Source organism: Actinotalea subterranea (assembly GCF_008364845.1).
In the GTDB taxonomy this organism is placed as follows: Bacteria; Actinomycetota; Actinomycetes; order Actinomycetales; family Cellulomonadaceae; genus Actinotalea; species Actinotalea subterranea.
The window spans coordinates 1-19,836 of record NZ_VTTP01000004.1; the positions used below are offsets into that span (position 1 = coordinate 1).

The window sequence follows — 19,836 nt, forward strand, 5'->3', positions numbered from 1 at the left end:
ACTACGCTGCCCACAGCCTCACGCCAACAGCGGAGGTCTCACACCAGTGAGTCTCCGGACACGCCGGGGCGGTTCACGTCCCCGGGTAACATTGGTGCCGGGAACTTCGTGGGTGGCCGGTACTACGTGGCGCCGGATGGGCGCGGCGCCGCCTTCGATGCCAATGGTGTCTTCCAATACTTCGGGATGTATAAGCCGTGACGTCAAGTCTCATCGATGGCGTCGAGGGTCGTCCCCTCGTCGGTGTCACCTACCTCGGGCTCCCGTGGGACCCTGTGCCGGCGGATACGCAGCTCGTGGACGTGGTCAACAGGGCCGTCGTCCTCGACTTTGACGGTGTGCGCTTGGCCATCCGCTGGGACCTGCGCCCTCCCGTTGAACGGCTGGCGGTGGAGAGCTATGGCGAGTCCTCAGCTGTGGCGCCCCTGACGACCAGCCACGATGTTTCGCATCGGTGGCGGTCGGTCATCGGTGGCGTGCTGAACGCACATGCTTGGGGTTGGCATGAGGTCGAGAGTGGGACGGAGGTCTGGGCTGTGGCGTTGCGATTCAGCAATGCTCAGACGCTGTTCATCGCCCTCGGGGAACTCGTCGAGGGTGCTCCCATATACCTGCCAGATTCTCTCGTGGTCACGGCGAGTGAGCGCATAGCCAAGGCCTACAGGCCCCGGGCTGCCCTGAACATCCCGTGGGACGAGGGTGGAGCTGGAATGCAGGTATAGCCGTTGTGACGGGTTTCGGGGCCAATCCTGATTAGGAGGCGGCGTGCACTTTACTCAGCTGGCTCCCCTGTCGCGCGGCGACCATGATCGATCACGGCGAGGCACTCGCATGACAAGCGGGACGCACCGCCCTCCGGCGAGGACGCAGCCACCGAGAACGCCCCCGCGGAACACCCGCGCCGTCGGCCGCGTTGACCCGACCGAGGTGTGCGCCCGCTGGGTGCGACCGGGTCGCCCGTGGCCGTGACCGGCGGGCAGAGCGGAGGGAGTGCGATGACGTACGACGTCACCAAGTCCGAGGAGCAGTGGCGGGCGGAGCTCTCGCCCGAGGAGTTCGCGGTGCTCCGGCAGGCCGCGACCGAGCGTCCCTGGACGGGTGAGCTGCTCGAGGAGAAGCGTGTCGGCACGTACTCGTGCCGTGCGTGCGGGCAGGTCCTGTTCCAGGCCGAGACCAAGTTCGACTCGCACTGCGGGTGGCCCAGCTTCTACGCGCCCAAGGCCCAGGACGCCGTCGAGCTGATCGAGGACCGCAGCCTCGGGATGGTCCGCACGGAGGTCAGGTGCGCCCGGTGCGGCTCGCACCTCGGCCACCTCTTCGACGACGCGCCGCAGACCCCGACCGGGGACCGGTACTGCATGAACTCGGTGTCGCTCGCGTTCGACGCGCAGGCCTGACGCCCGGCCGGCCCGTCGGGCCGCACGCCCAACCCCGGGCGGCGGCTGGCGGGCCGGTCCGCCTATTCCCCGCGCGGGAACGGCAGCGTGATCAGCGCGGCGTCGGGTGCGCTGCCTCGCTCAGGGCGACGTTGAGCTGCGCGAGCGCGCGCGCGAGGGCCTCGACGTCGGCCTCCGGCCAGGCGGCCAGCGCGCCCCGGAGCCACGCGCGTCGCGCCTCGATCGTCTCCTGGACGCGTCGGTCACCCTCGGGCGTGAGCTCGAGGAGCTGACCGCGCGAGTCCTGCGGGTCCGGCCGGCGCGCCACGAGGCCCAAGCCCTCCAGGCGCTGGAGCTGCCGGGAGATCGTCGGCTTGCCGACGCCCACGTGCGCCGCGAGCTCGGCGGCCCTGATCCCCGGCACCTGACGGATTCGCACCAGCAGCGGGTACGCGCCCGGGTCGAGGTCCGGGTGCACGCGGGCCGCGACCGCTCCGGCGGACGCACGTGCCCGCCGGAGCAGCAGCCCGAGCTCGCGCTCGACGTCGGGGTACGGGTCGCTGCTCACCCGCCCATCATGGTGGCTGCGGCGTCCGCCGGCCGGTGCTCGGCGCCCTCGCCCGAGGGCGCGTCGTCGGCCCGCGCGTCGGACGCACGCGCCTCGGCCATGTGCGCGTCGGCCTCACGCGCGGCGGCCTCGCGCGCGAGGCGCTCCTGCATGCCGCTCCGCGTGCCCAGCGGGACCTCCTTGAGGAACAGCACGGCGACGAGCGCGACGAGCGCGACGGGCACGGACACGAGGAACAGGTCCGCGATGCTGTCTCCGTAGGCGGACTCGACCACGGTCCTGATCGGCCCCGGCAGGGTCGCGACGTCCGGGACCGCGCTGGTGCCGCCGCTCAGGCTCGCGACGTCGATCCCGATCGCCGCGAGACCCGACGTGATGCCCGACGTCACGCGCGACGCGAGGACGGCGCCCAGGGCCGAGACGCCGACGGCGCCGCCCAGGGTGCGGAAGAACGCGACCGTCGCGGTGCCCGAGCCCATCTCGGCGACGTCGAGCGTGTTCTGCGTCGCGAGCACCAGGTTCTGCATGAGCATGCCCACGCCGGTGCCGAGCAGGAACATGTACGTCCCGACGAGCAGGAAGCTCGTGTCGTAGTGGATCGTCCCCATGAGCGCGAGCCCGGCGGTGAGGACCACGGCGCCGATCGTCATGATCGCCTTGTAGCGGCCGGTGCGGGTCACGATGCGTCCGGCGATGGTCGACGCGAGGAGCTGGCCCAGGATCATCGGGATGGTCAGCAGACCCGACTCGGTGGGCGTCTTGCCGCGCGCGACCTGCATGTACTGGCTGAGGAACACGGACGTGCCGAACAGCGCGATGCCGACGGCGATGCTCGCGACGACCGCGAGCACGAGGGTCCGGTTGCGGAACAGGTGCAGCGGGATGATCGGCTCGGCCGCCCGCTGCTCGACGAGCACGGCGACCACGAGGAGCACGACGGCGCCGCCCACCATCGCCGCGGTCTGCGGCGACAGCCACTCGAAGCTCGACCCCGCGAACGTGATCCACAGGAGCAGCGTCGAGATCCCCGCGGACAGCAGGAGTGCACCCGCGTAGTCGATCCTCACGACCCGGCGCTTCAGGGGCATCAGGTGCAGGGTCCGCTGGAGCACGACGATCGCCGCGACCGCGAAGGGGATGCCGACGAAGAAGTTCCAGCGCCACCCCGGGCCGTCGGTCAGCACACCGCCGAGCAGCGGCCCACCGATCATGCCCACACCCATGACCGCGCCCATGAGGCCCATGTACTTGCCGCGCTCGCGCGGGGAGATGATGTCCGCGATGAGCACGGTGCCGAGCGCCGTCAGGCCGCCGGCGCCGATGCCCTGCAGCGCACGCATGCCGATGAGCACGCCCACGGACTGCGCCAGGCCCGCTGCGGCGGACGAGAGCACCGTCACGACCAGGGCGATCTGGATGAGCCGCTTGCGGTCCACGAGGTCCGCGAGCTTGCCCCAGATGGGCGTCGAGATCGTCGTCGTCAGCAGGGTCGCCGTGACCACCCACGTGAACGAGGACTGCGAGCCCTCGAGGTCCGTGATGATGCGCGGCAGGGAGGACGAGACGACGCTCGTGGCGAGGATCGACACGAAGAGCCCCAGGAGGATCCCGGAGAGCGCCTCGAGCACCTCGCGGTGCGTCATCGGGACGGCCTGGTCGGCGTCGATCGCGGCGATCGGGGCGTCACCCGTCAGCGTGGGGGCGTCGGGCCCCGGCGGCGTCATGGGGCGTGGGCGGGTGGTCATCGGCATCACATCCTGCTCGTCGTGCGGGGACGGTCGTAGGCGGCGACGGCGGCGCCCACACGGCTGATCTGCGCGGCCGCGGCGGAGAGCTCCTCCACGGACCAGGCAGCGAAGATGTCGTCGACGAGCCCGTCGAGGGCCGCGTCGGCGCGGGTCACGAGGTCCCGCCCGGCGGCGGTGAGCCGGACGGTGCGTGCGCGGCGGTCCTCGTCCGTGACCTCGCGCTCGACCAGGCCGGCATCGGACAACGTGCTGACCTGCCGGCTCGTCACGGAGATGTCGACGCGGCCGAGGACGGCCAGGTCGCCGATGGTGCGGGACCCGGTGCGGTCGAGGATCCGCAGGATGCCGAGGCCCGCGCGCGGGCAGCCGACCTCGCGGGCGATCTGCGTGTACGCCTCCCGCTGGGCGCGCGCAAGGTCCTCGAGCGAGCGGCTCAGGGCGCGGTGCGCCTCGTGGCGGGGCATGGGATCTCCTTGGTTGCTGAAAGCAACCATACGAACAAGTGGTTGCCTCAGGCAACCGAGGCGGACGTGCGCTCCGTCACGTGCAGCGGTCACACTGGGGCGATGAGCGACCCCACCGCGTCCTCCGGCCCCCGCCGCCCCCGCCGCCCGGCGATGCTGGACCCCCGCGCCGCCGACGAGCTCCCCGGCGACCTCGACCCCGCCCTCCGGTCCGAGGTCGCGCACACCACGGCCAACGCCCTCGTGCACCAGGGGCGGGCCGCGGAAGACCCCGTCGTCGTCGAACGCCTCGTGCGCCTCGTCGAGGCCGAGGGGCTCGACACCGTCGCCGGCATGTGGGCCGACAGCTCGCCGAACTCCCTGCCCGGTGCGCTGTGGCGGCTCTACGTGCTGCGCGAGTGGGTCCGACGCGACGCCCGCACGGTGTCCGAGCGCTACCGCATGGGCGTCCAGCGTGCCCAGGTGCACGTGGTCGTCGCAGGCGTCGCCAGCCCGCCCGGACCCACCGAGGTGAGCGAGGTCGTCGACTCGGTGCTCTCGGGCGTCTTCACGGGCGACCTCGCCGTCGCGCTCGAACGTGGGGCCGCGTTCTGCCGCGTCCTCGCGACCGGCTCCGCGCTCGACGCCGACTACACCGACGACGCCGACCTCGCCGGCCGGATCACCCGCGGCGCGTCGAGCCTGGTCAGGACCGCCGAGGAGCTCGAGGAGGCCGCAGGTCTGTGGCGAGCGGGCCGCCTGGAGTAGCACCGCGCGGACTGCGGCAGGCCGCCTGCCGGGTAAAATGGTGAACGACGTCGGGCCGCGGTAGCCCCGGGCTCCACACAAAGCCACCTCGAGTGGCCTTCGCGCCGACAGGCGCTCTGCGGTCCGGCGTCATCATTCGCGGGGGAGCCCCCGCGGGCGTCGCCGGGTTCACCCGCTCGTCGCCCCGATGTGGCCATCGCGACACCCCCGGGGTTGTGTGTTCACCGCCAGGCTGCCCTAGCCTTTGCACGACCGACCCCCCTCTCCCAACGGAGACCTCCGTGCGCCTCACCCCGCGCAACACATCCTTCTTCGACCTCCTCGCCGACTCCGCGCGCCAGCTCGTCGTCGGCGCCGAGCTGCTCACGCAGCTGCTCGGTGCGGAGCCCGGAGGCCGCAAGGCGATCGGCAAGCAGCTGCGCGAGGCGGAGCACGCGGCCGACGAGTCCACGCACTCGATCATGCGCCAGCTCAACCAGACGTTCGTGACGCCGTTCGACCGGCACGACATCTACGGCCTGGCCTCGGCGCTCGACGACTGCATGGACTACATGGAGGAGGCCGGTGACCTCATCGTCCTCTACAAGATCCAGTCGCTCCCGCCCCTGGTCAACGACCAGATGGACGTGCTGCGCCGCTGCGCCGAGCTCACCGCCGAGGCCATGCCCCGGCTGCGCTCGATGAAGGACCTCGCGGAGTACTGGGTCGAGGTCAACCGGCTCGAGAACCAGGCCGACCGCACCTACCGCAAGCTCGTCGCGCAGATGTTCAACGACGGCATGGACCCCATCGAGCTCATGAAGCTCAAGGACGTCGTGGACACGCTCGAGTCCGCCGCTGACGCCTTCGAGAAGGTCGCGAACATGGTCGAGACCATCGCGCTCAAGGAGTCCTGAGCTCGGTGGAGATCGCGCTTGTCGTCGTCGTCGTCGCCTTCTCCCTCGGCTTCGACTACACCAACGGCTTCCACGACGCGGCCAACGCGATCGCGACGTCGGTGTCCACCCGGGCCCTGACGCCGCGTGCCGCGCTCATCATGGCCGCGGTGTTCAACATGGTCGGTGCGCTGCTCGGCACCGGCGTCGCCGAGACCATCGGCAGCGGCATCATCGACATCGGTGAACGCGCGCCGCACACGGGCCTGATCATGGTCCTCTCGGCCGTCTTCGGCGCCATCGTGTGGAACCTCATCACGTGGTGGTTCGGCATGCCGTCGTCGTCGTCCCACGCGCTCATCGGCGCGCTCACGGGAGTCGGCCTCGCCGCCGGGATCACGGTGCACTGGGAGGTCATCCTCAACAAGGTCGTCATCCCGATGCTCATCTCGCCCGTCGTCGGGTTCGGGCTGGCCTTCGTGCTCATGGTCGGCCTGCTGTGGGCGTTCAAGAACGCCAACCCGCACAAGGTCACGCGGCGGTTCCGCATCGCGCAGACCGCCTCGGCCGCCGCGATGGCGCTGGGCCACGGCCTCCAGGACGCGCAGAAGACGATGGGCGTCATCGTCCTCGCGCTCGTCGCCGGCGGCTTCCAGGACACCCACGAGATCCCGCTGTGGGTCAAGATCTCCGCGGCCCTCGCGATCAGCGCGGGCACCTACTCGGGTGGCTGGCGCATCATGCGGACCCTCGGCCGCAAGGTCATCGAGCTCGACCCGGCGCGCGGCTTCGTCGCCGAGTCCGTGGCCGCATCGGTGCTCTACACGACGGCGTTCGTCTTCCAGGCGCCCATCTCGACCACCCAGACCATCACCTCGGCGATCATGGGCGTCGGCGCGACCAAGCGGCTCTCCGCGGTCCGCTGGGGCGTGGCCGGCAACATCGCCATCGCGTGGGTCCTGACGATCCCCGCCGCGGCGGCCGTCGCGGCCGCGATGTTCTACCTGCTCGACTTCATCATCGGCTGACGCGAGGCGCCCGGGCGCGGTACCTCCGGCACCTGAGCGCGGTCGCTGACCGCGGTACCTCCGGCACCTGAGCACCGTGCCTCAGGCGCCCGGGCCGCGGTGCCTCAGGCGCCGGGCCGCGGCGGACGATGGCGCTCGAGCCCCACGACGCGCGTCGCGCGTCCCGTCCCGACGACGTGCGCGACGAGTGCCTCACCGGTCCGCAGCCACGGCTCGGTGTGGGGGATCGTGCCCACGGTCCACCGGCGCCGCGCCTTCTCGACCACCGCGAGTGCCGTGGGCAGCACCGGCCGGTGCGTCGACAGCACGGTCGCGCGGCCCTCCGCGAGGTGCTCGGCGACGACCCGGGCGGCCTTCTTCGGGTCCGCGGCGTGGGCGGCCTCGGTGAGCGCGTCGACCGCCTCCAGGGGCAGCCCGGCGGCCTCGGCGTAGGGCACCACGGTGCGCATGCACCGCTCCCACGGGCTCGACACCACCGACGTGACACCGAACGCCGCGAGCACGGTGACCAGCGCCTCTGCCTGCGACGCCCCGGTGGCAGTGAGCGGCCTCGTCGCCTCGTCGCCGGTGTGCGCGGAGCGGCGGCGCGCCTGGCCGTGCCGTGCGATGACCGCGACGTGCGTGTCCAGCCGACCCTGCCCGTACAGGCGCTCCACGACGGCGAGCGGCGCGCGGTCCGTCCGCCGGGTCAGGAGCTCCTCGGCCGTGCGGAGGCTCACCCACACGACGTCGTCGATCTCCGTCAGCGCCGCGGGCTGCACCGGTGCGCGGGCGGCGAGGGCGGGGGCGTCGTCGGGCCCCGCGAGGCGCGCCGCCCAGTAGCGCACGTGCTTGCCCGCGCCGTCGGGCGTCCGGTAGTGCATGGCCGGCAGGGGCATGCCGAGCACGACCGGCTCGCCGATCTCCTCGGCGACCTCACGCGCCGCGGCCGCCGCGACCGCCTCCCCGGCGTCGAGCTTGCCCTTCGGCCACGACCAGTCCTTGTAGCGGGGCCGGTGCACGAGCGCGACCTCGAGCCGGCCCGCGCGCTCACGCCACACGACCGCACCCGCGGCGTGCACCACGCCGAGGTGTCCGGCGACGGTCCCGTCGAACGCCGTGCTCATGCGGCACCCACCGGCCGCACCCGACCGTTCACGCGCGTGCTCACCGGTCCCGTGACGGGCGGCGGCGCTGACGCGAGATGAGCATGGCCTGGAGGTCACGCAGCGGCGCGCCCTCGGCGTCGGTGTGGTGCCGCTGCCAGTCGCCGTCTGCGGCGAGGTGCCACGAGGCGGTCCGCTCGTCCATGGACACGTCGAGCAGGTCGAGCAGCTCCGCGACGTGGTCCGCGTCCGCGATGCGCACGAGCGTCTCGACGCGGCGGTCGAGGTTGCGGTGCATGAGGTCCGCCGAGCCGATGAACACCTCGGGGGCGTCCCCGCCGTTCGCGAACGCGAAGATGCGCGCGTGCTCGAGGAACCGGCCGAGGATCGAGCGGACCCGGATGGTCTCGCTGAGCCCCGGGACGCCGGGCCGGACGGCGCAGATGCCGCGCACGACCAGGTCGACGGGCACCCCCGCCTGCGAGGCGCGGTACAGGGCGTCGATCGTGGCCTCGTCGACCACGGAGTTGACCTTGAACCGGATCCAGGCGGGCTTGCCCGCGAGGTGCGCGGCCGTCTCACGCTCGATGCGCTCGATGAGGCCCGACCGCACCGAGCGGGGCGCGACGAGCAGACGCTGGAAGCGCGCCTTGGGCGCGTACCCCGAGAGCTGGTTGAACAGCCGCGTCAGGTCCTGGCCGACCTCCTGGTCCGCGGTCAGCAGGCCCAGGTCCTCGTAGAGGCGCGCGGTCTTCGGGTTGTAGTTGCCGGTGCCGACGTGGCAGTAGCGGCGCAGGCCGTCGTTCTCCTGCCGCACCACGAGCGAGAGCTTGCAGTGCGTCTTGAGGCCCACGATGCCGTAGACCACGTGCACGCCCGCCTGCTCGAGCTTGCGCGCCCAGGAGATGTTGGCCTGCTCGTCGAACCGTGCCTTGATCTCGACGAGCGCGAGGACCTGCTTGCCGGCCTCGGCCGCGTCGATGAGGGAGTCGACGATCGGGGAGTCGCCCGACGTCCGGTACAGGGTCTGCTTGATCGCGAGCACCTTGGGGTCCGCCGCGGCCTGCGCGAGGAACGTCTGCACCGACGTCGCGAACGAGTCGTACGGGTGGTGCAGCAGGATGTCGCGCGTGCGGATCGCCGCGAAGATGTCCGTCGGCTGGGCGCTCTCGACCTCCGCGAGGTGGCGGTGCGTGCCGCCGACGAACCGCGGGTAGTGCAGGTCGCCGCGGTCGAGGTCCGCGATGAGGTTCAGTCCCGTGAGGTCCAGCGGCGCGGGCAGCTCGTACACCTCGCTCGGGTCCACCCCGAGCTCACGGATGAGCAGCTGGCGCACGCGCGGCGCGATGTCCTCGGCGACCTCGAGGCGCACGGGCGGGCCGAACCGGCGCCGCAGGAGCTCCTTCTCCATCGCCTGGAGGATGTTCTCGGCGTCGTCCTCCTCGACCTCCACGTCCTCGTTGCGCGTGACCCGGAACGTGTGGTGCTCGCGCACCTCCATGCCCGGGAAGAGCGCGTCGAGGTGCACGGCGATGACGTCCTCGAGGGGCACGAACGACGTCGGGCCCTTCTCCGGGTCCGCCGTCTGCGTGCTGGGCGCCGACGGACGCCCGCGCGCGTCGACGGCGATGAAGCGCGGCAGCAGCGGCGGCACCTTGACGCGGGCGAAGTGCTCCTTGCCGGTCGTCGGGTTGATCACCACGACGGCCAGGTTGAGCGACAGGCCCGAGATGTAGGGGAACGGGTGCGCGGGGTCCACCGCGAGCGGGGTCAGGACGGGGAAGATCTGCCGGCGGAAGTACTTGTGCAGGCGCTCCTGCTCGTCGTTGCCCAGGTCGTCCCAGTGCACGAGCGTGATGCCCTCGGCGTCGAGCGCCGGCTGGACGGACCCGCTGAACACCGCCGAGTGACGCTCCATGAGCTCCTGCGCGCGCGCGTCGATGGCCTCGAGGACCTGACGTGGGCTCAGGCCCGACGCCGCGGTCACCGCCATGCCGGTCGCGATGCGCCGCTTGAGGCCCGCGACCCGCACCATGAAGAACTCGTCGAGGTTCGAGGCGAAGATCGCGAGGAAGCGCACGCGCTCGAGGAGCGGCAGGCTCTCGTCCTCCGCGAGCTCGAGCACCCGCTGGTTGAACGCGAGCCAGGACAGCTCGCGGTCCCCGAACCGGTCGTCCGGCAGCGGCTCGTCGTGAGCGGGCACGGCCGACGTGCCGGGCTCGTCGCTCGCGTCCGTGACGTCGGGCGGCGGCACCGAGGCGCCCACCGGTCCCGGTGTCTCGACGAGCCGGGCGGCCTCCTGGTCGAGCTCCTCGGCGAGGGCCTCCTCGTCCAGGCGGTCGGCCTCCCGGCTCTCGGGCGTGCTCAGGTCGCCGTCGGCAGCGGCGCGCTGGGCGGCGGCGGTGCGGGCGTCGGTGCTCATGGGGGCAATCGTCGCACCCTCGGGTGAACGGTGGGGGACGAGCCGGTCAGCGGTACTGCACGTCGATGCGCGACGGCGCGAACCCGGCCCGCTCGTACGTGCGGACCGCGGCCGTGTTGGTCGCCTCGGTGTACAGCACCGCGCGCCGCAGGCCCCGGGCCGCGAGCCTCGCGAGGGTCGCCGCCGTGAGCAGCCGGCCGAGGCCACGCCCCTGCGCGTCCGGGTCGACGCCCAGCACGTAGAGCTCGCCCTCGTCGCTGCCCGGCTCGACCTTGAGCCACACCGACGCCAGGAGTCGCCCGTCGTCCTCGGCGAGCAGGAGGTCGTCCGGCGAGAACCAGGGCTCACGCTCACGCGCCCGCAGGTCCTCGAGCGTCATGCGGCCCTGCTCGGGGTGCCCGGCGAACGCGCGCGCGTTGACCGCGAGCCACGCACCCTCGTCCTGCCCGACGACGAAGGCCCGCACCGTCACGCCGTCGGGGAGCGTCGGCGTGGGGGCGCTGTCCGGTGTGGTCGCTGCGGCCGGCGCCGCGGGGTTCGCCGGCGCCGCCGGGGCCGTGGGGTCGGCCGGGACGTCGGCCCCCAGGTCCCGCGTCATCCGCCACAGCTCACGCACGACACCCAGCCCGGCCGCAGCGGCGAGAGCCCGCGCACCGGGCAGGTTGCCGTGTGCCCACACGGCGGGGGACGGGTGGCCCGCCGACACGACGTCCCCGCGGACACGGTCGAGGAGGGCCCTGCCGATGCCCTGGCGGCGCACGTCGGGGGCGACCACGAGCTCGGCGCTCGGCACCGCGGCGTCGGGGCGTCCGGCGGCCGCTGCACACTGCGCACCGGCGGCGGCAGAGGCAGGCGCGTCGTCGGGCACCTCGGCCTGGGCGTACCCGACGAGCCGGTCGCCCGAGTGCACCGTCACGTGCAGGACCCTCGGGTGACCGCCCACCACGTCGGCGTCGTCCCCGCTGGCGCCCTCGCCGCTGCCGCCCTCGAGGCCTGCCTCGGTACCGCCCGCGAGGTGGAGGAGCGTCTGCTCGCCGAGCGCCTCGACGCCGTCGGCCTCCTCAGCGACCGCAGCGAGCGCGCGCACCTCGGCGGCGGTCGTCGCGTCGAGCCGGCCCCAGTGGTGCTGCACGGTGGTGCCCATCCAGCCATCCCATCACGCCGGCGTGGCGCACGGGGGTCGGGCGGGGGTGGGCCGCCCGGGTGACGTGCGGAACGTCCCCGGCGCGCTGGCCGTTGGACAGCCGTCGCACGGTGGAGGATCGTGCGGGAGCGCACAGGGGGAGGCGGAGTGGACCGGGTCGACGTGCTCGTCGTGGGCGCCGGGCAGGCGGGTCTCTCCGCGGCGTACCACCTCACGCGCGCGGGCCTGCGGCCAGGCCACGGCATGGTGGTGCTCGACGCCGGCGAGCGCCCGGGCGGCGCGTGGCAGCACCGGTGGGACGGGCTGACGATGGCGCACGCCCACGGCGTCCACGAGCTGCCGGGCATGGCGCTGCCCGACGTCGACCCGCAGGAGCGCGCGTCCGCTGCGGTCGCCCGGTACTTCGCCGCCTACGAGGCCGAGTTCGGGCTCGACGTCGTCCGGCCCGTGCGCGTCCGCCGGGTGCGCGAGGCGACGCCCGACGAGGGGGCCGGGCTGCTCGTCGTCGAGACCGACCGCGGGACGTGGCTCACGCGCGGGCTCGTCAACGCCACGGGCACGTGGGACAAGCCCTTCTGGCCGTCCTACCCGGGACGCGCGGACTTCGCCGGCCGCCAGCTCCACGCGCACGACTACCGGACGCCCGACGACGTCGCCGGCCAGCACGTCGTGGTCGTCGGGGGCGGCACCTCGGCCGTGCAGATCCTGCTCGAGATCGCCGAGGTCACGACCACCACGTGGGTCGCGCGCCGCGAGCCCATCTTCGCCGAGGCGGACTTCGACGAGGACGCGCGCCGGGCGGCCGTCGCGAAGGTCGAGGAGCGCACGCGCGCGGGCCTCCCGCCGCAGAGCGTCGTCTCGGTCACCGGGCTGCCGCTGACCGACGCCAACCGGAAGGGCCTCGAGAGCGGTGTGCTGCGACGCCTGCCGATGTTCGAGCGCATCGTGCCCGACGGCGTCGTGTGGGCGGCGCGCGACGTCCCGCCCGCACCCCCGCACCGGGAGGCGGGCGTGATCCTGTGGGCCACCGGCTACCGGCCGGCGCTCGACCACCTCGCCCCCCTGCGCCTGCGCTGCGCCGGCGGGGGGATCGTCATGGACGGCACCCAGGTGGTGGGCGAGCCGCGGGTCCAGCTCGTCGGCTACGGGCCCACGGCGAGCACCGTCGGGGCCAACCGTGCGGGGCGCACCGCGGTCCGCAACCTGCGCAGGCTGCTCGGCCTCTGAGCCGACACCCGAGCCCGCGCAGGTCGCGTCCGCACGGCCGTCAGTCGGCGGACCCCGTCGGCTGGTTCAGGCCCGCCGAGATGAGGTCCATGACCGTGGAGTCGGCGAGCGTCGTGACGTCGCCGACCGTCCGGTGCTCCGCGACGTCCCGCAGCAGACGGCGCATGATCTTGCCGGACCGCGTCTTGGGCAGCTCCTGCACGACGAGGATGGTGCGCGGCTTGGCGATCGGCCCGATCTCCTTGGCGACGTGCGCGCGCAGGGTCGCGGCGACGTCGGCCCCCTCGCCCGGCTCGTCCACGCGCTCGCGGTACTCGGCGCGCAGGATGACGAACGCCACGACGGCCTGGCCCGTGGTCTCGTCGCTCGCGCCGACGACAGCGGCCTCCGCGACCATCGGGTGCGAGACGAGCGCGGACTCGATCTCGGTCGTCGACAGGCGGTGCCCGGAGATGTTCATGACGTCGTCCACGCGGCCCAGCAGCCAGATGTCGCCGTCGGCGTCCTTCTTGGCGCCGTCGCCCGCGAAGTAGATGCCGGGGAACCGGGACCAGTACGTGTCGACGAACCGCTGCTGGTCGCCCCAGATGCCGCGGAGCATCGCGGGCCACGGCTCGGTGAGCACGAGGTAGCCGCCCGAGCCGTTGGGCACGGGGCGTGCCTCCTCGTCGACGACGTCCGCCGCGATGCCGGGCAGCGGCGTCTGCGCGGAGCCGGGCTTCGCGGCCGTGACCCCGGGCAGCGGGGAGATCATGATCCCGCCGGTCTCCGTCTGCCACCACGTGTCCACCACGGGCGTGCGCTCGCCGCCGATGACCCGGCGGTACCACATCCACGCCTCCGGGTTGATCGGCTCACCGACGCTGCCGAGCACGCGCAGCGACGACAGGTCGAACTGGCCGGGGATGTCCTCGCCCCACTTCATGCACGTGCGGATGGCGGTGGGCGCCGTGTAGAGGATCGTCACGCCGTACTTGGCGACGATCTCCCACCAGCGGCCCTTGTGCGGCGTGTCAGGCGTTCCCTCGTAGATGACCTGCGTGGCGCCGTTCACGAGCGGGGCGTACACGATGTAGCTGTGCCCGGTGACCCAGCCGACGTCGGCCGTGCACCAGTACACGTCCGTCTCGGGCTTGAGGTCGAACACGTTCAGGTGCGTGTAGGCGGTCTGCGTCAGGTACCCACCGGTCGTGTGGAAGATGCCCTTGGGCTTCCCGGTGGTGCCCGACGTGTAGAGGATGAACAGCGGGTGCTCGGACTCGACCCACACCGGCTCGTGCTCGTCGGACTCGGCCTCGAGCGCCTCGTGCCACCAGACGTCGCGCCCCGCGGTCCACGCGACGTCGGCCCCGGTGCGCCGCACCACGAGGACGTGGCGCACCGTGTGCGCGCCGCTGCCGTCGATCGGTCCCAGCGCGTCCTGCTCGCCGCCCAGCGCCTCGTCGACGGCCGGCTTGAGCGCGCTCGGCGTACCGCGGCGGAAGCCGCCGTCCGCGGTGATGACCAGGACGGCGCCCGCGTCATCGATGCGCGAGCGCAGCGCCTCCGCGGAGAACCCGCCGAACACCACGGAGTGCACCGCGCCGATGCGCGCGCACGCCAGCATCGCGATGACGGCCTCGGGGATCATCGGCAGGTAGATCGCGACCCGGTCGCCCGTCGTGACACCGAGCCGGACCAGGGCGTTGGCCGCGCGCGAGACCTCGCGCTGCAGCTCCGCGTACGTGAGCGTCCTGGTGTCGCCCGGCTCGCCCTCGAAGTGCAGCGCGACCCGGTCGCCGCGGCCGGCCTCCACGTGCCTGTCCACGGCGTTGTGGCAGGCGTTGAGGCGGCCGTCGCCGAACCACCGCGCGACGGGGGCGGCGGACCAGTCCAGGACCTCCGTGAACGGGGTCTGCCAGGACAGGAGCGTGCGGGCCTGCTCCGCCCAGAAGCCGAGGCGGTCCGCCGATGCCCAGGCGTAGATCTCGGAGCCGACGTTCGCCTGGGCCGCGAACTCGGCGCTGGGCGGGAAGCGGCGTTCTTCGACGGAGAGGTTCTCGAGGGCGGGTGAGGAGCCGCCGTTGGACACGTCGTGGGTCACAGTTCCTCCGGGCGCAGCGTCAGTGGTGCGGACGGTGCACCGGCGTGCCGGTGCCCTTGGATGGTAGACGCCCCGCGGGTGGGGCGCGCCAGTTCCAGGATCTTGGTCCCTTGACGCCGTCAGCGCACCCCCGACGCAGCGAACCCCGACGGCGCGCCCCTCGGCGGCGGAGCACCCCCCGGCGGAGCGCACCCACGGCGGAGCGCCGCCCGCGGCGCGCGGCCGCTCAGCCCACGCGGTCGGGCGTCACGCCGTCCGCTCGACGTGGGCCGCGGCCTCGTCGCGCTCCTCGCGCGCGCGGGCCACCGTCGACTCGCGGCGCCTGACGTCCTCGGCCGCGGCGTCCGCGGTCGCCACGCCCTGCGCCCACCGGCGACCCGCCCGCCGGGCCAGCCCGGCCACGAGGCCGGCCGCGACGAGCAGCCCGCCGGTCACGAGCAGTGCGCCGCTGCGGGCGTGGTCGCCCAGTTCGTCAGCCGCTGCGGGCAGCACCCGACCACCGGCGACCACGGCCATCACGTCCTCGACGACCCCGGGCAGGAACAGGTACATCACGCCCAGGGCGACGCCCCACACGAGACCGCCCGTGAGGGGGACCGCGGGCGACCAGACGCCGAGCAGCACGACGACCACGAGCAGGAGCACCGCGAGGCCGAGCAGGGTCAGCCCGAGGGCGTCCGACGCGGGGCCGTCGTTGCCGGTCGCGTCACGCAACCGCTCGACGCCGATGCCGACGAGCAGGAGGGCCACGGGTGTCAGGACAAGGCCCAGCAGCACGCCGAGGAGGTGCCGGCCGATGCCCGGCCGCGACGGGCGCTCCGGCAGGTCGCGCCGGGCCGCAGCGAGCGCGCGCTCCTCGTCGGCCTGCCGCTCCTCCGCGATGCGCAGCCGAGCGACCGCATCCTGGTGCTCGGTCTCCCGCTCGATCGCGAGCTGCCGGTCGACGACCTCCGGGTCCTCGCGCAGCGCGCGGCGGGTGTCACGACGCTCCGCGGCTGCAGCAGCGCCCGCGGCGGCCGCGCCGGTCAGCCCGGCCGACGCGGGCAGCACCGCCGTGCGGTCCACGCCCGCCACCGGGTTGCCGGGCGTGGCCTGCGGCTTCCCGGCCGAGGTGGTGACGGGGTTGCCCGGCGTCGCGAGGGGCGACGGGCCGGGCGTCGTGAGCGGGGAGACGTCGGGCGTGGTCAGCGGCGGCACGGGCGGGTAGGGCCGCGCCGCGGCGTGCTGGCCGGCGCCGGCGTCGAGCACCGGTGCGGTGGGGGTGGTCGCGGCGGTGGTCTGCGCGGTCGGATCGACCGGGCCGGTGGCGTCCCGCGTCGTGTCCGCCGCCGGGGCAGGCTCCGACGCGTGGGGGTCGCGCTCGTCGGGGTCCCGGTTCGTGGGCGTGGACATCTCGGCTCCTGTCGGCTCGGGCGGGCTCCCTGAGGGCAGGGGAACTCGCTTCAACCTAGCGCCGACGCCACGGCTGTGCCCGGTCAGACGGGCTCGGTCACACCCGCCTCGACCGGGGTCGCCGGGACCGTGACGGCCTCGGCGGGGGCCGTCCCGACGCCGGGGGTGCGCCGCGTGCGGCCCGCGACGGCGAACGCGGCGCCGACGAACAGGGCGCCGCCGACGGTGTTGCCCAGACCCACGACCGTCATGTTCCGGCCGAACTCCGCCCAGCTCGTCTCGGGGAGACCGCCGATGAGCCCGATCGCGAAGGTCGTCATGTTCGCGACGACGTGCTCGAACCCGGACGTGATGAAGGCGAGCAGGCACCAGAAGACGACGGCGAGCTTGGCGCCCTCGGACTTCAGGCGCGCCCCGGCCCAGATGGCGAGGCACACGAGCATGTTGCACAGGACGCCGCGCCAGAAGAGCTGGCCGATCGTCTCGTCGGCCTTGTGCTCGAGCATCGACGCGATCATGTCGCCGCCCGGGGTGCCCGGCAGCACGACGCCGGAGAGGTGGATCATGCCGGCGAACACGAACGCGCCCGCCATGTTGCCGCCGAACGAGAAGAGCAGCGTCCCGCCGCTGCGGAGCCACGTGGTGCGGCCCCCGAGCGCGCCCTGGGTGAGGGTCATCATGTTCGAGGTCGCGAGCTCACCCCCGGCGGCGACGACGAGCGTCAGGGCGACACCGAAGACGAGGCCCTGGACCAGGGCCTGGAACGGCGATCCCGCGTCCCGGAGCGGGCCCGCGGCGCTGACCATGAGGACCACGGCGATGCCGATGAAGGACCCGGCGAGCATCGCCTGCACGAGGTAGGAGACGGGGTCCGCGGTCGACGCGACCTTCTTGACCGCCGTCTGGTGCTGGGCGGCGAGGGTCTCGGGCAGTGTGAGCACACCACGAGGGTGCCGCCCCCGTGCGGCCACGTCATGGGACGAAAGCCCGCAGGGCCCGCGGAAGGACCTCGCGCGGAGCCACGGTGTGAGCAGCGTTACACCGATCCGGGGCCCGATGCGCGGCTCGCGGTGCGGGAGATGCCCGCACCCTCTGCTTGGCTGGCGCCGTGACCTCTCGCCTCTTCCAGCCCCTGACCCTGCGCGGCCTCACGCTGCGCAACCGCGTGTGGCTCGCGCCCATGTGCCAGTACTCCTCGACCGACGGCATGCCGTCGGACTGGCACCTCGTGCACCTCGGCGCGCGCGCCGCCGGAGGGTTCGGGCTCCTGCTCGTCGAGGCGACCGCCGTCGTGCCGGAGGGCCGCATCACGCCCCAGGACACGGGGCTGTGGAACGACGCGCAGGCGACGGCCTGGGCCCGGGTCGTCGACTTCGCCCACGCGCGCGGCGCGGCCGTCGGCGTCCAGCTCGCCCACGCGGGTCGCAAGGCCTCGACGTTCCGTCCGTGGGACGCCCGGCACGGCACGGTCCCGCCCGAGGACGGCGGCTGGCCCACGGTCGGCCCCTCGGCGCTCGCGTTCGAGGGCTACGTGGAGCCCGCAGCGCTGACGCCCGAGCAGCTCGACGGCGTGGTCGACGCCTTCGCGGCGGCCACGCACCGCGCCCACGCCGCGGGCTTCGACGTCGTCGAGGTCCACGCCGCGCACGGCTACCTGCTGCACCAGTTCCTCTCCCCGCTGTCCAACCGGCGCACCGACGAGTACGGCGGTTCCCTCGAGAACCGGGTGCGCCTCCTCGAGCGCGTCGTCGTCGCGGTGCGCGCCGCGTGGCCCGAGCGCAAGCCCGTGATGGTCCGCGTCTCCGCGACCGACTGGGCCGACGGCGGCCTGACCGTCGAGGACGTCGTCGAGGTGACCCGCCGCCTCGCCGGCCTCGGCGTCGACCTCGTCGACGTGTCGTCGGGCGGCAACGTCGCCGGCGCCATCCCCGTCGGCCCCGGCTACCAGGTGCCGCTCGCGCGTGCCGTGCGCGAGGGCTCGGGGCTGCCGGTCTCCGCCGTCGGGCTCCTCACGTCGGCCGAGCAGGCCGAGCAGGTCCTCGTCGACGGTGCCGCGGACGCCGTGATGATCGGCCGGCTCGCGCTGCGCGACCCGATGTGGCCCCTGCGTGCCGCGCACGAGCTCGGTGCGGACGCGGGGCACGGGATGCCCGACGACGCCGAGGCGAGCGTCGTGTGGCAGCCCCAGTACGTGCGCGGCGCCTGGCGCTGAACCCTCGCCGTCCCGGTGCCTACGGTGCCGGGACGGCCTCGCGCGCCTCGTCGCCGAGCCGAACGGCCTCCTGCACGGCGGCGGCCACGCGCGTGGTCACCTCCGGGTTGAACACGCTCGGGACGATGTACGTGGGGTTCAGCTCGTCCGCGCCGACCACCGACGCCAGGGCGCGCGCCGCCGCGAGCAGCAGCGCGTCGGTGACCCGGTGCGAGTGGGAGTCGAGGAGCCCGCGGAACACGCCCGGGAACGCGAGCACGTTGTTGATCTGGTTCGCGAAGTCGGAGCGGCCCGTGCCGACGATCGCGGCGTGCTGCGCGGCCTCGTCGGGGTCGACCTCGGGCCGCGGGTTGGCCATCGCGAACACGATCGAGTCGGGCGCCATGGTCGCGATGTCGTCGCCCGTGAGGATGTCGGGCGCCGACAGGCCGATGAACACGTCCGCGTCGGCGAGCGCGGCGCGCAGCGGGCCCGTCGCCGCACGCGGGTTGGTGTGCTCCGCGGTCCAGCGCAGCGACTCGTGCAGGCCGGGCCGGCCCGTGTGCACCACGCCCTCGATGTCGCACACGACCACGTCGCGCGCCCCGGCGGCGAGCAGCAGCTTGAGCACCGCGGTCCCGGCGGCGCCCGCACCGGACATGACGATCCGCACCGTGCCCATGTCCTTGCCGACGACCTTGAGCGCGTTCGTCAGGGCCGCGAGCGCGACGATCGCCGTGCCGTGCTGGTCGTCGTGGAACACCGGGATGTCGAGGCGCTCGCGCAGGCGCCGCTCGACCTCGAAGCAGCGCGGCGCGGAGATGTCCTCGAGGTTGATGCCCGCGAACACGGGGGCGATCGCGCACACCGTCTCGACGATCTGGTCGACGTCGGTCGTGTCGAGCGCGATGGGGAACGCGTCGATGTCGCCGAACCGCTTGAAGAGGGCCGCCTTGCCCTCCATCACCGGCAGCGCCGCGAGGGGACCGATGTCGCCGAGGCCGAGCACCGCCGTGCCGTCGGTGACGACCGCAATCGTGTTCCGCTTGATGGTCAGGTTCCGCGCGTCCTCGGGCCGCGCGGCGATGGCCTCGCACACGCGCGCGACGCCGGGCGTGTAGACCATCGACAGGTCGTCGCGGTTGCGGATCGGCACCTTCGACTCGATCGAGAGCTTGCCGCCCAGGTGCATGAGGAACGTGCGGTCGCTCACGCGGTCCACGACCACGCCGGCCAGCGCACGCAGAGCCTCGACGATCTCCGCGGCGTGCTCCTCGCCGCGCGTCGCGCACGTGACGTCGACCCCGATGCGCTCGTGGCCCGACGTCGTGACGTCCAGGGCGGTGACGATCCCGCCGGCGTGCTCGATCGCCGTCGTGAGCTCGCTCACGGCTGTCGGCCGCGCGCGGACCTCGAGCCGCACGGTGATGGACGAGGAGACACTCGGCGCTGAGCTCATGCGGCCATTGTGCAGGCCCGACCGTGC

Annotated in this window: 17 protein-coding genes; 7 read left to right on the forward strand and 10 right to left on the reverse strand. The window is 73.4% G+C overall.

Annotated elements, in window-relative coordinates; all coding sequences use genetic code 11:
• Positions 1-197: 197 nt before the first annotated feature.
• Positions 198-722 (forward strand): hypothetical protein, encoded by a 525-nt coding sequence (locus tag FZ988_RS08685; protein ID WP_149203642.1) that lies wholly within the window; start codon positions 198-200, stop codon positions 720-722.
• Positions 723-995: 273 nt separating this feature from the next.
• Entirely contained in the window at positions 996-1,397 is a 402-nt protein-coding gene (msrB, locus tag FZ988_RS08690; RefSeq protein WP_149203643.1) for a peptide-methionine (R)-S-oxide reductase MsrB, read from the forward strand.
• A 91-nt stretch (positions 1,398-1,488) separates the two neighbouring features.
• Here the strand turns inward: msrB and FZ988_RS08695 are convergent, their stop codons facing one another.
• The 3 genes from FZ988_RS08695 to FZ988_RS08705 all read right to left on the reverse strand — a co-directional run bounded on the left by FZ988_RS08695 (position 1,489) and on the right by FZ988_RS08705 (position 4,156).
• Positions 1,489-1,944, reverse strand: a complete 456-nt coding sequence (locus tag FZ988_RS08695; RefSeq protein ID WP_149203644.1) for a MarR family winged helix-turn-helix transcriptional regulator — start codon at positions 1,942-1,944, stop codon at positions 1,489-1,491.
• Complete coding sequence (locus tag FZ988_RS08700) at positions 1,941-3,587, reverse strand: MDR family MFS transporter (RefSeq protein WP_149203901.1); 1,647 nt, start codon at positions 3,585-3,587, stop codon at positions 1,941-1,943. The genes FZ988_RS08695 and FZ988_RS08700 overlap by 4 nt, the downstream gene beginning before the upstream one ends.
• Positions 3,588-3,694: 107 nt before the next feature.
• The gene (locus FZ988_RS08705) at positions 3,695-4,156 is read right to left on the reverse strand and encodes a MarR family winged helix-turn-helix transcriptional regulator (RefSeq protein WP_188079043.1); all 462 of its coding nucleotides are present in this window, start codon (positions 4,154-4,156) and stop codon (positions 3,695-3,697) included.
• Between the two features lie 153 nt (positions 4,157-4,309).
• Between FZ988_RS08705 and FZ988_RS08710 the strand changes: the two genes are divergently transcribed.
• The 3 genes from FZ988_RS08710 to FZ988_RS08720 all read left to right on the forward strand — a co-directional run bounded on the left by FZ988_RS08710 (position 4,310) and on the right by FZ988_RS08720 (position 6,806).
• Complete coding sequence (locus FZ988_RS08710) at positions 4,310-4,903, forward strand: hypothetical protein (protein ID WP_149203902.1); 594 nt, start codon at positions 4,310-4,312, stop codon at positions 4,901-4,903.
• 281 nt (positions 4,904-5,184) lie between these two features.
• Entirely contained in the window at positions 5,185-5,799 is a 615-nt protein-coding gene (locus FZ988_RS08715) for a DUF47 domain-containing protein (protein ID WP_149203646.1), read from the forward strand.
• Between the two features lie 5 nt (positions 5,800-5,804).
• The gene (locus FZ988_RS08720) at positions 5,805-6,806 is read left to right on the forward strand and encodes an inorganic phosphate transporter (RefSeq protein ID WP_149203647.1); all 1,002 of its coding nucleotides are present in this window, start codon (positions 5,805-5,807) and stop codon (positions 6,804-6,806) included.
• A 104-nt stretch (positions 6,807-6,910) separates the two neighbouring features.
• Here FZ988_RS08720 and FZ988_RS08725 read toward each other — a convergent pair whose 3' ends face one another.
• The 3 genes from FZ988_RS08725 to mshD are packed head-to-tail and all read right to left on the reverse strand — an operon-like array spanning position 6,911 to position 11,457.
• On the reverse strand, positions 6,911-7,912 hold the full coding sequence (locus tag FZ988_RS08725; protein WP_149203648.1) for an NUDIX hydrolase: 1,002 nt from the start codon (positions 7,910-7,912) through the stop codon (positions 6,911-6,913).
• Positions 7,913-7,952: 40 nt separating this feature from the next.
• Positions 7,953-10,313 (reverse strand): RNA degradosome polyphosphate kinase, encoded by a 2,361-nt coding sequence (locus FZ988_RS08730; RefSeq protein ID WP_246169353.1) that lies wholly within the window; start codon positions 10,311-10,313, stop codon positions 7,953-7,955.
• 46 nt (positions 10,314-10,359) lie between these two features.
• On the reverse strand, positions 10,360-11,457 hold the full coding sequence (mshD, locus tag FZ988_RS08735; protein ID WP_149203649.1) for a mycothiol synthase: 1,098 nt from the start codon (positions 11,455-11,457) through the stop codon (positions 10,360-10,362).
• A gap of 147 nt (positions 11,458-11,604) precedes the next feature.
• Here mshD and FZ988_RS08740 point away from each other — a divergent pair, with 147 nt between their 5' ends.
• Complete coding sequence (locus tag FZ988_RS08740) at positions 11,605-12,684, forward strand: FAD-dependent oxidoreductase (protein WP_149203650.1); 1,080 nt, start codon at positions 11,605-11,607, stop codon at positions 12,682-12,684.
• Between the two features lie 40 nt (positions 12,685-12,724).
• Here the strand turns inward: FZ988_RS08740 and acs are convergent, their stop codons facing one another.
• The 3 genes from acs to FZ988_RS08755 form a co-directional block, all read right to left on the reverse strand.
• Positions 12,725-14,767 carry an acetate--CoA ligase gene (gene acs / locus FZ988_RS08745; protein ID WP_246169354.1) on the reverse strand — a complete coding sequence of 681 codons (2,043 nt, stop codon included), beginning with the start codon at positions 14,765-14,767 and terminating at the stop codon, positions 12,725-12,727.
• 246 nt (positions 14,768-15,013) lie between these two features.
• On the reverse strand, positions 15,014-16,159 hold the full coding sequence (locus FZ988_RS08750) for a hypothetical protein (RefSeq protein ID WP_149203651.1): 1,146 nt from the start codon (positions 16,157-16,159) through the stop codon (positions 15,014-15,016).
• A gap of 83 nt (positions 16,160-16,242) precedes the next feature.
• Complete coding sequence (locus FZ988_RS08755) at positions 16,243-17,100, reverse strand: formate/nitrite transporter family protein (RefSeq protein ID WP_149203652.1); 858 nt, start codon at positions 17,098-17,100, stop codon at positions 16,243-16,245.
• Positions 17,101-17,267: 167 nt separating this feature from the next.
• On the opposite strand from FZ988_RS08755, the gene FZ988_RS08760 reads away from it, so the two are divergent.
• Positions 17,268-18,371, forward strand: a complete 1,104-nt coding sequence (locus FZ988_RS08760; protein WP_149203653.1) for an NADH:flavin oxidoreductase/NADH oxidase — start codon at positions 17,268-17,270, stop codon at positions 18,369-18,371.
• A gap of 19 nt (positions 18,372-18,390) precedes the next feature.
• Here FZ988_RS08760 and FZ988_RS08765 read toward each other — a convergent pair whose 3' ends face one another.
• Positions 18,391-19,809 carry an NAD-dependent malic enzyme gene (locus FZ988_RS08765; RefSeq protein ID WP_149203654.1) on the reverse strand — a complete coding sequence of 473 codons (1,419 nt, stop codon included), beginning with the start codon at positions 19,807-19,809 and terminating at the stop codon, positions 18,391-18,393.
• Positions 19,810-19,836 lie beyond the last annotated feature (27 nt).